Below are 12,514 nucleotides of genomic sequence, written 5' to 3' on the forward strand. Positions count from 1 at the left end.
AATGAATTTTTATAGTTACTAAAAAGTGCGTACTTGTTAAAAAAGGCAAATAGTTTTATAGTTGAATTAAATAATAATTATAATTAGTTAATACTATATAAAAATTAATATATAAGTTCAAAAATGAGAATTATAAATTTGTATAGAAAACACTAATTATCAAGAGGAGTTGTTAAAATGAGAAGAGAAGACATTAGAGATGCATTAAATTTTAGATATGCATGTAAAATTTTTGATGAAAGTAAAAAAATTAATGAAGCAGATTTTGATTTAATATTAGAAGCAGGAAGACTTGCTCCAAGTTCAATGGGAATAGAACCTTGGAAGTTTGTAGTTCTTCAAAATGAAAAATTAAGAGAAGAAATAGCAAATGTATCTTGGGGTGGAAAAAAACAAATACCTTCAGCAAGTCATGTAGTACTTATTTTAAGCAGAAAAGCTGATGATTTAAAATATGATTCAGAATACATAAATGATTTATTAGTAAAAACTAAAAAATTACCTGATGATGTTGTAGACATTATGAAAAAGATAATGAAAGACATTGAAGATAGTAGATTTGAAAATAAAGATGATTTAATAGAACATTATTCAAAAGAGCAAGCTCATATAGCTATGGCTGATATGATGCAAACAGCAGCATTAATGAGAATTGATTCATGTCCAATTGGAGGATTTGATAAAGAAGCAGTTGAAAAAATACTAATTGAAAACAATATTTTAGATCCAAAACATTTTGAATTAGCACTTATAACTGCATTTGGATATAGAGCAGAAGAACCTGCTCCAAAAACAAGAAGAGCTAAAGAACAAGTAATTGAATGGGTTAAATAATACAAGAAAAACCAGTCTAATTTTATTAGACTGGTTTTTTATATTAATTGATCTAAATATCTTTTTAAAGCAGATATTGAAGGAACTGTTATATTCCCACCAGAACAGTTTATTAAATTTAGAGAGGATAATTCTTTAATTACTCTATTTATACTTCTTATATTAGATCCTACTCCTTCTACTATAAGTTTTTTTGTAATTTGAATACTTAAATTTTTATTTTCTATTTTTAATATAAAGTAAACTACTTTGTATTTTAGTGGAAGAGTAACATTTTTCATTTCTCTTGACCAACTTTCATACATTCTATTTGCAAATAATTTATTTATTGAAAGGGACATATTAGGATATTTTTTTATTATTTTCAAGAAAATTGATTTAGGTATTTCTAATGTTGTACATTTAGTTAAGGGAAGAACAGTAGTAAGAGTATGATTGCCACTTAAAGCTTCAATTTCACCAAATATTGATATAGCTGCTTCTATATCAATTAAGTAGTTAATATTATATATGTCTGAATGGCAAAGCTTAACTATACCATCTAATAATATATAAACATTATCAAGTCTATTACCCTGTGTTAAAATAGGGTTATCTATATTAAAATCTCTATAATTAAAATGAGATTTTAAATCTTTTGGCAAAGAATTTATAATATTTAATATGTCTATATTTTCCATGAAATTACCTTCTTTTCTTTATAATACATACAAATTATCAAATAATGGTTTTAGCTGTCAATCTTTTTCAGAAATATTGAAATTTAAAATATTATTAAAAAAAATTAGGACAAATGTCCTTGAAAACAATTTCCTTAAAAAAGATAATCAGATTATAAGGGAAATTACTAAAAATTATATGATGCTTTAATAATGGGGAATTTTAAATATGATTAATTAACAAAAGTAAAAATTTGAAAGAGGTGTAATTTTATGATGAGTCAGGTGGAAACCAAAAAAGGCTTCTGGGGTTCATTAAGTAATTTTCAAAAAGGATTTTTTATAATATTTATACTAGCAAGTATATTTTCGTTTATTAGTCCAGTATTATTAGGTTCTAAAATGAGTGATTTATTTACTCCACTTGCAATAATAGGATTGATATGCTCTGTAACAGGAGTTTTAACTTCAATATATCAAGCTAGAGGAGAAATTATAGTTTATTTATTTTTAATAATAAATACATTAACTTATGCTTGGGTTTCATATAAAGGAGCTTTATATGGACAAGTAATTCAAAATATAATTTTATTATTACCAATTCAAATAGCTGGTCTTATTTCTTGGAAGAAAAGTATGGATAAGTCTACAGATAATAAGATTGAAATTAAAAAATTTAATTTTATACAATGGGTAATAACTATAATATCACTGTTGATTTTTTGGTTTATATACTATGAGTTCTTAAGTCATTTGCCACAAATTTTACATGCTATATTTGGAGGAAAAATGATTGCGCCAGATCCAAGTCCAAAATTAGATTCATTAACTACAGTATTAACAGTAATGGCAATGTTCTTAACATCAAGAAGATTTATAGAGCAATGGTGGTTCTGGATATTCTGTAATATAGGTGCGGTATTATTTATAGAAGGATTATTTAAAACAAAAGTGTTTACAGGATCTGTTTTAGTTAGTGATTTATCAGGAGCTTTAAACTGGATTCAATATGGAGTAGGAGCTATATATGGATTCTACTTATGGAAGAAGATGTACAATGAAAGAAAAAGAACACACTCTATTTAACAGTGTAAAATCATATTAAAATAGATATGTTCTATAAAATAAAAACTCTACAATAGGTTTCTGTTGTAGAGTTTTTTATTTTAAATTGAATAATATAGCCAATAAAGGGAGAAAATTATGAAAAAGGAGGATAATGAAATGAGAAAGATTAAAAATAAATTGGCTATATTAATTTTGAGTAGTTTTATTATTATTTTAGTTGGATGCTCAAATGAATCAAATAAAAATATACAAAGTACTTCAAATGAATCAAATCCAATAGGCGCTGAACAAGCAAAGGAAATAATGACTGATAAAGTTCCAAATGGAAAACTTGTTGAATTTGGATATAACAATAAAGGAAGCTTAAAAATATTTGAAGGAAAGATAATTAAAAATGGTAAAGAATATGATATAAATGTAGACTCTAAGACTGGTGAAATAATAAATTATGATGAAGAGAGAATAGATAAAACAGAAGCTATATATAATGGAAGTATAATAACTGAGGATGTAGCAAAAAATATTATATTAAAAAGAGCAGGAAAAGGGGCGCTAGAGAGTTTTAAGTATGATGGATATGATAGTATACCAATATATGAAGGTAAGGTTGTAAGCGATAATAAAGAAACAGAAATAATGTTAGATGCAAGAGATGGTAAGATTATAGGAATTGAAATTGGAAATATACATAAATAATTTCAAAAGTAAAAATAGAAAATTTTTAAAATTAAACCTTAAAGAGTTTTATTATAATTAAAATTCTTTAAGGTTTTCTTTTTATATAAGTTCTATAAAGAAAACTAAAAGATTAGAATATATAAAACATTTTAATTAGATGAAGAGGAGAATAATATGTTTAAGAAATTTATAATATCACAATTATCTAAAATAAAAGTAGCTAGTAAAGAGAAAGAAAAAATAATTTTTAAAGTTAGTTCATTAAAATTAATTCCAGCCGAATATAAAGAATATGAGAGATTTTTATTCCAAGCATTAGAAAAATTAAATGGGATAAAAGATGTAAAAGTAGATATGGAGAATGGAAAAATAGTTGTTATTTATGATTCTGCGATTGTTAAAGAGGAAAAAGTATTGAAATGGGCAGAAGTAGTGAAAAAAGTTGGAATAAATAATTATGATTTAATTGAGAAATATGGAGAGAAAAATTTAGATTTTGTAGTTAAAACTATAGAAAAGCAATTAGATGATGAATTGAAGAATATATAAAGCATAGCCAATTTTAGAAAAAATAAAATTTCAAAATAGAGTGAGAGCGATAATTCATAATATGACAAAAATAATAAAAAAATATAGTTAAATTTTAAAAGTTAAAAAAATAACAATAAAAAATCGACATGCTATAAAGTGAGTTATACCAAGGGATTAAGTGAGATTTTTATAAGAGAAAATCAATGATATTGTTAAATAAATAACAATGGTGAAAAAATAGGTTAAAATTTTAACAAAGATAACTTTGAAACTAAAGTCATCTTTGTATAAAAAATTCATAGTATATGATATAATGGAAAAAATATATAATTGAGAAAATTTAGGAGAGTGATTATTTTTGGACTCTAGTTATACGGGGCAGATTGTTTTATTAATTGTACTTTTAATATTGTCAGGATTTTTTTCAATGTCAGAAACAGCTCTTATGGCCTTAAGCAAAATAAGAATAAGGCATTTAGTTGAAGAAGGTGTTAAAGGAGCTAAATTAGTTGAAAAACTTACTGAAAATCCTAATAAATTATTAGGTGGAATACTTATAGGAAATAATATTGTAAATATAGGAGCTTCTTCTATTGCAACTTCATTGGCAGTTAGAATCTTTGGAGCAGATAGTGATATAGCTATTGCAATTTCTACTGGGGTTATGACAGTTTTGGTACTTATATTTGGAGAAATAACTCCTAAATCAATAGCAAAACAAAAGTCAGAACAGGTTGCACTTAAGGTTTCTAAACCAATACAATTTTGCGTAGGAGTATTTAAGCCATTTGTAATAATATTTACTACAATATCATCTATATTTATAAAAATATTAGGTGCAGATCCTAAAGCAACAGAGCCGTTTATTACAGAAGAAGAGTTAAAAACTATGGTTGGTGTTAGTGAAGAAGAAGGAGTATTAGAAGATGTTGAAAAAGAAATGATTTTTAATGTCTTTGATTTTGCTGATTCACAAGTTAAAGATGTAATGATACAAAGAGTTGATGTTACAGCTATAGATATAAATGATGATTATAAAGAAATTTTAAGAGTCATAAAGGAAGAGCAATTTTCAAGAATTCCAGTTTATGATGATAGTATAGATAACATAATAGGTGTATTAAATGTAAAAGACCTTATAATAGCTGGTGAAAGAAAAGGTGAGTTTAAAGTTAAAGATTATATGAGAGAAGCCTTTTTTACTTTTGAATTTAAGAAAATTACCGAATTATTTAATGAAATGAAAAAGACTAGAAATCATTTAGCCATAGTTTTAGACGAATATGGTGGAACAGTTGGAATAGTAACTATTGAAGATTTAATAGAAGAAATAGTTGGAGATATAGAAGATGAGTATGATCAAGAACGAGATATGATAGAAGTCATTAAAGAAGATGAATATATTGTAGATGGAAGTTCTAGATTAGATGATGTAAGTGAACTTATTGGAGTTAATATGGAATCAGAAGAATTCGATTCTGTAGGTGGACTTATAATAGGGGCTCTTGGTAGGATTCCAGAAGATAAAGAAGAAGTAATAATAGATAGAATAAAGTTTATAGTAGAAGAAGTAGATAAAAATAGGATTAAAAAAGTTAGAATATATACTTAGGATTGGGGATAGCAATTTTTGCTGTCCCAATTTTTTTGAGAGGATGATATTAATGAAGTTTTTAGATTTAGCTATATTAGAAGCAAAAAAAGCTTTAGAAGCAGGAGAAGTTCCAGTTGGAGCTGTAATTGTAAAAGATGGAGAAGTTATTTCAAAAGCACATAATATGAAAGAAACTTTAAAAAATCCTCTTGCTCATAGTGAAATAATTGCAATAAATGAGGCTTGCAAAAAGAATGGAGATTGGAGATTAAATGGATATGAAATGTATGTTACTTTAGAGCCTTGTTCAATGTGTGCTAGTGCAATAATTCAAAGTAGGATTTCAAAATTATATATAGGTACTTTTAATATAGATATGGGGGCTTGTGGAACTGTTATAGACATAACTAATAATAAATATTTAAATTCAAATTTAGATGTTGAATGGATGTATAATTTAGAATGTAGTGAATTAATAAAAAGATTTTTTGAAGTAAAGAGAAAAGTAAAAAAGAGTAAATAAAAGTAAAAAAGAGTAAATAAAATACAGAAAAAGTAATTTATTTTCTAAAAAATTACAAAAAAATAGCCCCTAAAATATTAAAATACACAAAAAATTCATAAAATTAACTATATTAATAAAACTTAGAATCGCAAAAATAGTTTAATTTAACAATTAAGGTAAGATAACTCTTTTAAATAGATAGTAGACAAAAACAATTTAAACTGAAATAAAATTAAAATAAAAACTAAAAATGTATTAATTACATTAAAATAGAATAAATTGTTGAAAATTGGATAAAAACAATTTAGAAATTAGGAGAAATATATATTATTAGAATTTTAAGGAAAAGAATTAAGCCGTTGTTAAGTATTTAATAAAGGATAAATAAAGGGTTAAATTTACCTGTAAATTATTGAAAGTTTAACCTTAAACAAGTATATTTAGCTTGTCGAAACATTATTAGTTTATTTTGAAAATAATTAAATTCTGTTAGGTTTGATATATTAAAATATACTAATTTCTAAAGAGGTTATGTATGTAACTTAACAGAATTATAATTATCTATTTAGGAGGGATAATTATGAAACAGTTAAAGATTGCTTGTACAGCTGTATCAAAAGACTTCTTCAAAACAGAAAGACCAACAGTATGCGTTGAAGATACTGATTTTACAGATGTAGCTGCGATAGTAGTAACAGCTTCTGAAAAAGAAGTAATTAAAAAGGCTTATGCAACTAAATTAGGAATTCCAGTATTCGTTAAATTAGAAGCTGGTGAAAGTCTTGATAGTGAATTAGTACCTATGGTATATCACGTTATTGATGATAACAAATTTGATGAAACTCTATATAACAGAAAAATTGAGGCAGCAGCTAGTGAATATGAAGAAAGAGTATTACCACCTTTCTTTGGTAGCTTAAAAAAATATGTTGAAAAAGGAAATATACAATTTGATTGTCCAGGTCACCAAGGTGGACAATACTTCCGTAAACATCCAGCAGGAAGAATGTTATATGAATTCTACGGAGAAAATGTATTTAGATCAGATATATGTAATGCAGACGTTGCATTAGGAGATTTATTAATCCATGAAGGACCAGCAGTTGCAGCAGAAGAACATGCAGCTAAAGTTTATAATGCAGATAAAACATATTTTGTTATGAACGGAACTTCTTCATCAAACCAAGTAGCTATTAAAGCAGCTGTAGCACCTGGGGATTTAATATTATTTGATAGAAATAACCATAAATCAAACTATATTGGAGCATTAGTTCAAGCTGGTGGTATTCCAGTTTATTTAGAAACTGCTAGAAACCCATTTGGTTTCATTGGTGGTATTGATGCACACTGTTTTGATGAAGAGTATATTAGAGCTGAAATAGCTAAAATAGATCCAAAAAGAGCTAAAGAAGAAAGACCTTTCAGATTAGCTATTATCCAATTAGGAACTTATGATGGAACAATTTACAATGCTAGACAAGTTGTAGATAAAATAGGACATCTTTGTGATTACATCTTATTTGACTCAGCTTGGGTTGGATATGAACAATTCATACCAATGATGAGAGATTGTTCTCCATTATTATTAGAATTAAATGAAAATGATCCTGGTATCCTTGTAACTCAATCAGTTCACAAACAACAAGCAGGATTCTCACAAACATCACAAATTCACAAAAAAGATAGCCATATAAAAGGTCAAAAAAGATATATTGACCACAAACATTTTAATAATGCATTTATGGCTCAAGCTTCAACAAGTCCATTCTATCCTTTATTTGCAGCATTAGATGTAAATGCTAAAATGCAAGAAGGTGAAGCTGGAAGACAATTATGGCATGATTGTGTAACTTTAGGAATAGAAGCTAGAAAAATGGTACTTGCTAACTGTGAAATGTTTAAACCATTTATACCAACTGAAATTAACGGAAAGAAATGGGAAGAATATCCAACTGAAGAAATTGCAAATAATATTGAATTCTTCAAATTCCACCCAGGACAAAAATGGCATTCATTTGAAGGATATGGTGAAAATCAATACTTCGTTGATCCTAACAAGTTCATGTTAACTACACCAGGTATAAATGTTGAAACTGGAGAATATGAAAGCTTTGGTATACCAGCAAACATACTTGCTAACTACTTAAGAGAAAATGGAATAATACCAGAAAAGAATGACCTTAACTCAATATTATTCTTAATGACTCCAGCAGAAACTATGACTAAAATGCAAAATTTAGTATCTCACTTAGTTAGATTTGAACAATTAGTTAAAGAAGATGCACCATTAAGTCAAGTTATACCAACACTTTATGCTAAGAACGAAGAACGTTACAGAGGATATACTATAAGACAATTATGTCAAGAAATGCATGATTTCTATAGAGAATCAAATGCTAAAGAATATCAAAAACAAATATTCAGAAATGCTTCATTCCCAGAAAGAGTAATGAATCCATATGATGCAAACGTAGAATACTTAAGAAACAACTGTAAATTAGTTGCTTTAGAAAATATTGTTGGAGAAGTAGCACTAGAAGGAGCTCTTCCATATCCACCAGGAGTATTCTGTGTTGTTCCAGGAGAAAGATGGACAGAAACAGTTCAAAGATATTTCTTAATACTTGAAGAAGGAATAAATAAATTCCCTGGATTTGCACCAGAAATTCAAGGTGTATATTTAGAAGAACAAGCAGACGGAAAAGTTAAAGCTTTCGGATATGTATTAGATAAATAATTCTAATTTTTAAAGCAGAGAATCTAGACACTAAGTATTAGGTGTTTAGATTCTTTTATATTAAGTAATATCAATAATATTAGATAATTAATGCTGAATTCACAATTATATTAAATAAGCTACATAATAATTTTAAAATTATTATATAGCTTATTTTTTTTATTTATAAAAATTAAAAAAAAATATATAATATATAATAAATATGAATAAAAGGTTATAATTATTAAAAAAGATAATTGGGAGGATAAATATGAATAATCCAGTAGCTTTTGAAATTTTTGGATTTCAAGTTATGTGGTATGGAGTTTTAATTGGAATAGGCATAATATTAGCTTTTATATTAGCTTATTTTAATGCAAAGAAAAAAGGATTAAACTTCGACACATTAATAGATGTATTTTTAATTGCTTTTCCTTGTGCCATTATAGGGGCAAGGGCTTATTACGTAATATTTGAATGGGATTATTATAGAGGAGACATAGGAAAAATACTAGATATAAGGCAAGGTGGGCTTGCTATACATGGAGGACTTATAGGAGCATTTTTAGTAGCTTTTATATATACTAGAGTAAAGAAAATTAAATTTTTAGCATATGCGGATTTAGTTGCACCATCTATAATTTTAGCTCAGGCTATAGGAAGATGGGGAAATTTTATGAATAGTGAAGCTCATGGAGATGTAGTTACTAAAGAGTTTATATCTCATTTCCCTAAGTTTATACAAGATGGGATGTATATAGGAGGTCAATATTATCATCCAACCTTCTTATATGAATCTTTATGGGACATATCAATGTGTTTAGTCCTTATATTTATACTTTATAAAGTTAAAAAAGGGTATGAAGGAATATGTATATGTAGCTATATGATATTATATTCTTTAGGAAGATTTTTTATAGAGGGGCTAAGAACAGATAGTTTAATGCTTTTAGGACTAAGAGTAGCACAACTAGTTTCTTTAGCAGGAATAATTGTTGGATTAATAGGGATATTAAGTATTTATGTAAAAAATAAAAGAGTAAAATTAGCATAATTAAAATAAGAACTTGAATATATAAATTCAGGTTCTTTTTATATAAAAAAATTGGATCAATTAGGTAATAAAATTTTATATTGGTATTTTATATGAATAAAATTATAACAAATATATGTAAAATAAGCATTTAAATAGAAAAGTAAATGATTACGACACATAATATTAAAAAAGTTAATAAAATAATAATTATTATATATGCTTGTCCTCTTGTATTATAAGAAAGATAGTATTAAGAATGACAATTAAGGGGAGGCAATAAATGAACTTTTTTAAATCATTTTCTAAATTTCATAAGATTTATTTTGTAGTATTCCTAGTGTTAAATATTGTACTTTTCTTTGTTCCAGCAATTCAATCTGGTTCATTAGATTCAATTTTAACTTTAACAGGAATAATAGGATTAGTAGCAACAATTGCAGGGCTTTTTGCAGCCATATATACTGCTAGAGCAAGTGTAGTATGTTATATATGGGGATTATTAAATACATCATCATATGCATTTGTAGCATATCACAGTCATGTATATGGGCAAGTGATTTTATATGTATTTTTCCAAATCCCAATGCAATTTGTAGGTTTTTATTTATGGAATAAAAGCTTAAAGAGTGGAAATACTGGTGAAATAGAAGTTAAAAGAATGACTGGGAAGAATTGGGCTGTATTAGCAATATTCTTTATAGTAGTATGGATTTTATATGGAATATTCTTAAAATACTTACCAAATATATTCCAATGTTTATTCCACACACACATTGATGCAGATAAACAATATATAATAGATGCATTAACTTCAACATTAATGATTTGTGCTGTTATAATGGCGACTAAGAGATATGTTGAACAATGGTATTTCTGGATAGTGTCAGATGGAGTTGGGATAATATTATTTATACTTTCCTTAATAAGTACAAAACATTTTTCATTAAATTCATTATCAGGAGCAATAATGTGGACTCAATTCACTTTAAATGCTGTTTATGGATTTATTAACTGGAAGAGATTAAATAAAAATAAATAATAATATTAGGATAGAAATTTAAAATTTCTATCCTTTTTTTATTGAAAGATATTTTATATTTACTGTTGTTCTAATTTTAATTTTTTTGCCATCATTAAAATTAAATTTAATGTAGAATAATAAGTACAAGCTTAATTATGCTTTAATTTTTATATATCATATAATTTTATAAATTACTTTTTAAAAAGTGATTTATATTGTTTTTAGAATTAGATTAAAATTGATTTAGATTGAGAAATAAAAATTATTATTAGTAAAATTTTATAGTATAAAAATATGCAGAAGAATATAAAATAGGAGAAAGTTAAGATGAATAGTACAAATAAAAGAAAAATAATAATATCTATTATTATATTATTAATTGTTGTAATAATAGGAATATCTACTTTTATATATTTTAAAGGGCAAAGTAAATATCAATATATTAATAGTAAAGGTGATAAATTTACTAGTAATGAAATATCAGAGATAACTATAAATAATTCAAGAATAGAGATTTTAAAAAATCAGTTAAAAAACGAAGAAGAGAAAAATTTAGGTACAATTACTAATGAGGGGGCTAAAGATTTACAAGCTTCTATTCCAAGTATATCTGGTGATAGTGCAAAAAATATATTAGCTTTACAATATCAGCTTTTACAAAATCTTCAACAAGATGTAAGTGCAAATTAATTTTATAGAAAAAAGTTTCATTTATTTAATGAAGCTTTTTTTATTTACCAATATTATTTGGTAAATTTATATAATGCATAATAGTATTGAACTATATAGCTATTTATGATAGAATGAAACAGAATTAAAAAATGCGTTTTAATATTTATATTAAAGCAATCAATTTTTATAGCATTATGGAGAGATGTCCGAGTGGTCGAAGGAGCACGCCTGGAACGCGTGTATAGGGGAAACTCTATCGTGGGTTCAAATCCCACTCTCTCCGCCAGAACCGTGCTAGATGGGGAGTTAGCGGTGCCCTGTAACCTGCAATCCGCTATAGCAGGATCGAAGTCCTCAGGGAGGCCTTAACTTGTTTGGTCTGCCCTATGCAAGTGGTGTTGATGGCTGGGTCCCACGCAATGGAAGCCCATGAACCTTGTCAGGTCCGGAAGGAAGCAGCAATAAGTGGTGTCTTTCCGTGTGCCGTGGATAAATCTGGCCTGAGCTAACTACATAGGTAACGCTTATAAGTTATTGTCGAAGTGAGGTGCACGGTTTTTTAATGAAAAAAATTAAACGTACATAAATATAAATTTTTGGACGCGTTTTAATAAAATCAAAGTAGGTTACTCTTCAATAGGATTAACATATAAAAACAATAGGACAAGAAAAAGAGGGATTATTGCCACACAATAAGATCCCTCTTTTTCTTGCCCAAAAATATATATAGATATTAAATATTATTTTTAGAATTCGTTTTTACATTATAGTTTATTAATGCTGTTTGGTCTTCTTTTGGGAAATCAAATTGAATTTTCCATTCACCTTTTTCACCTTTAAATGTATAATTGACCTTATTTTCATCTAAAATTCCTTCATCCATAGTTATTCCTTTAGGATTAATAATTTTATAGTTTAAATTTTCTACGTTACTTTTCTCTTCAATTCTTGATGATAAATGAATATATTTATCAAGATATCCGCAGTTAAAAGTTATAGTATTATCGGATTGAGTTTTTAATTCAGCTGCTATAGTGGAAGTATCATAAAATTCTCTAAGTATTAGAATTCCTGAGCCAAATATAATTAATGCTAATAAAGGAATTACTAGAAACTTAAATTTTTTATTATTTATCATTTTAAAACTACTCCTTTAATAATTAAATAGAATTTTTTTTATTAATATGATAGCATTTAAAA

12 protein-coding genes, 1 tRNA gene and 1 other RNA gene are annotated in these 12,514 nt (G+C 26.5%); 12 read left to right on the forward strand and 2 right to left on the reverse strand.

Annotated elements, in window-relative coordinates:
* The first annotated feature begins 177 nt into the window (after window positions 1-177).
* Window positions 178-834: an NAD(P)H-dependent oxidoreductase gene (locus CLTHE_RS02065; RefSeq protein ID WP_080021771.1), complete on the forward strand. Its 657-nt coding sequence runs from the start codon at window positions 178-180 to the stop codon at window positions 832-834.
* Window positions 835-872: 38 nt separating this feature from the next.
* Here CLTHE_RS02065 and CLTHE_RS02070 read toward each other — a convergent pair whose 3' ends face one another.
* Window positions 873-1,514 carry a Crp/Fnr family transcriptional regulator gene (locus CLTHE_RS02070; protein WP_080021772.1) on the reverse strand — a complete coding sequence of 214 codons (642 nt, stop codon included), beginning with the start codon at window positions 1,512-1,514 and terminating at the stop codon, window positions 873-875.
* Window positions 1,515-1,766: 252 nt separating this feature from the next.
* Here CLTHE_RS02070 and pnuC (CLTHE_RS02075) point away from each other — a divergent pair, with 252 nt between their 5' ends.
* From pnuC (CLTHE_RS02075) to ffs, 11 genes are all read left to right on the forward strand, one after another.
* Window positions 1,767-2,579 (forward strand): nicotinamide riboside transporter PnuC, encoded by an 813-nt coding sequence (gene pnuC, locus CLTHE_RS02075; protein WP_080021773.1) that lies wholly within the window; start codon window positions 1,767-1,769, stop codon window positions 2,577-2,579.
* Window positions 2,580-2,717: 138 nt separating this feature from the next.
* Window positions 2,718-3,257, forward strand: a complete 540-nt coding sequence (locus tag CLTHE_RS02080) for a PepSY domain-containing protein (RefSeq protein WP_158082643.1) — start codon at window positions 2,718-2,720, stop codon at window positions 3,255-3,257.
* A 156-nt stretch (window positions 3,258-3,413) separates the two neighbouring features.
* A complete protein-coding gene (locus tag CLTHE_RS02085) occupies window positions 3,414-3,788 on the forward strand; it encodes a heavy-metal-associated domain-containing protein (protein WP_080021775.1) in 375 nt (124 codons plus the stop codon).
* A gap of 340 nt (window positions 3,789-4,128) precedes the next feature.
* Window positions 4,129-5,382 (forward strand): HlyC/CorC family transporter, encoded by a 1,254-nt coding sequence (locus CLTHE_RS02090; RefSeq protein WP_080021776.1) that lies wholly within the window; start codon window positions 4,129-4,131, stop codon window positions 5,380-5,382.
* 52 nt (window positions 5,383-5,434) lie between these two features.
* Window positions 5,435-5,887, forward strand: a complete 453-nt coding sequence (locus CLTHE_RS02095; RefSeq protein ID WP_080021777.1) for a nucleoside deaminase — start codon at window positions 5,435-5,437, stop codon at window positions 5,885-5,887.
* A gap of 562 nt (window positions 5,888-6,449) precedes the next feature.
* Window positions 6,450-8,606 carry an ornithine decarboxylase gene (locus tag CLTHE_RS02100; RefSeq protein WP_080021778.1) on the forward strand — a complete coding sequence of 719 codons (2,157 nt, stop codon included), beginning with the start codon at window positions 6,450-6,452 and terminating at the stop codon, window positions 8,604-8,606.
* 250 nt (window positions 8,607-8,856) lie between these two features.
* Entirely contained in the window at window positions 8,857-9,639 is a 783-nt protein-coding gene (gene lgt / locus CLTHE_RS02105) for a prolipoprotein diacylglyceryl transferase (RefSeq protein WP_080021779.1), read from the forward strand.
* 262 nt (window positions 9,640-9,901) lie between these two features.
* Complete coding sequence (gene pnuC / locus CLTHE_RS02110) at window positions 9,902-10,660, forward strand: nicotinamide riboside transporter PnuC (protein ID WP_080021780.1); 759 nt, start codon at window positions 9,902-9,904, stop codon at window positions 10,658-10,660.
* Between the two features lie 309 nt (window positions 10,661-10,969).
* On the forward strand, window positions 10,970-11,332 hold the full coding sequence (locus tag CLTHE_RS02115) for a hypothetical protein (protein WP_002596553.1): 363 nt from the start codon (window positions 10,970-10,972) through the stop codon (window positions 11,330-11,332).
* 178 nt (window positions 11,333-11,510) lie between these two features.
* A tRNA-Ser gene (locus CLTHE_RS02120) sits at window positions 11,511-11,600 on the forward strand.
* Window positions 11,601-11,603: 3 nt separating this feature from the next.
* An RNA gene (gene ffs / locus CLTHE_RS02125) (signal recognition particle sRNA large type) lies at window positions 11,604-11,869 on the forward strand.
* A 178-nt stretch (window positions 11,870-12,047) separates the two neighbouring features.
* On the opposite strand, the gene CLTHE_RS02130 is transcribed toward ffs, so the two are convergent.
* Window positions 12,048-12,452, reverse strand: coding sequence for a hypothetical protein (locus CLTHE_RS02130; protein WP_080021781.1), 405 nt, complete (start codon window positions 12,450-12,452; stop codon window positions 12,048-12,050).
* Between the last annotated feature and the right edge of the window lie 62 nt (window positions 12,453-12,514).

It is taken from the genome of Clostridium thermobutyricum DSM 4928 (assembly GCF_002050515.1).
In the GTDB taxonomy this organism is placed as follows: Bacteria; Bacillota; Clostridia; order Clostridiales; family Clostridiaceae; genus Clostridium; species Clostridium thermobutyricum.

Coding starts and splice junctions, on each gene's coding strand:
- CLTHE_RS02065 (WP_080021771.1), top strand. CDS start 178: ATGAGAAGAGAAGACATTAGAGATGCATTAAATTTTAGATATGCATGT.
- CLTHE_RS02070 (WP_080021772.1), bottom strand. CDS start 1,514: ATGGAAAATATAGACATATTAAATATTATAAATTCTTTGCCAAAAGAT.
- pnuC (WP_080021773.1), top strand. CDS start 1,767: ATGATGAGTCAGGTGGAAACCAAAAAAGGCTTCTGGGGTTCATTAAGT.
- CLTHE_RS02080 (WP_158082643.1), top strand. CDS start 2,718: ATGAGAAAGATTAAAAATAAATTGGCTATATTAATTTTGAGTAGTTTT.
- CLTHE_RS02085 (WP_080021775.1), top strand. CDS start 3,414: ATGTTTAAGAAATTTATAATATCACAATTATCTAAAATAAAAGTAGCT.
- CLTHE_RS02095 (WP_080021777.1), top strand. CDS start 5,435: ATGAAGTTTTTAGATTTAGCTATATTAGAAGCAAAAAAAGCTTTAGAA.
- CLTHE_RS02100 (WP_080021778.1), top strand. CDS start 6,450: ATGAAACAGTTAAAGATTGCTTGTACAGCTGTATCAAAAGACTTCTTC.
- lgt (WP_080021779.1), top strand. CDS start 8,857: ATGAATAATCCAGTAGCTTTTGAAATTTTTGGATTTCAAGTTATGTGG.
- pnuC (WP_080021780.1), top strand. CDS start 9,902: ATGAACTTTTTTAAATCATTTTCTAAATTTCATAAGATTTATTTTGTA.
- CLTHE_RS02115 (WP_002596553.1), top strand. CDS start 10,970: ATGAATAGTACAAATAAAAGAAAAATAATAATATCTATTATTATATTA.
- CLTHE_RS02130 (WP_080021781.1), bottom strand. CDS start 12,452: ATGATAAATAATAAAAAATTTAAGTTTCTAGTAATTCCTTTATTAGCA.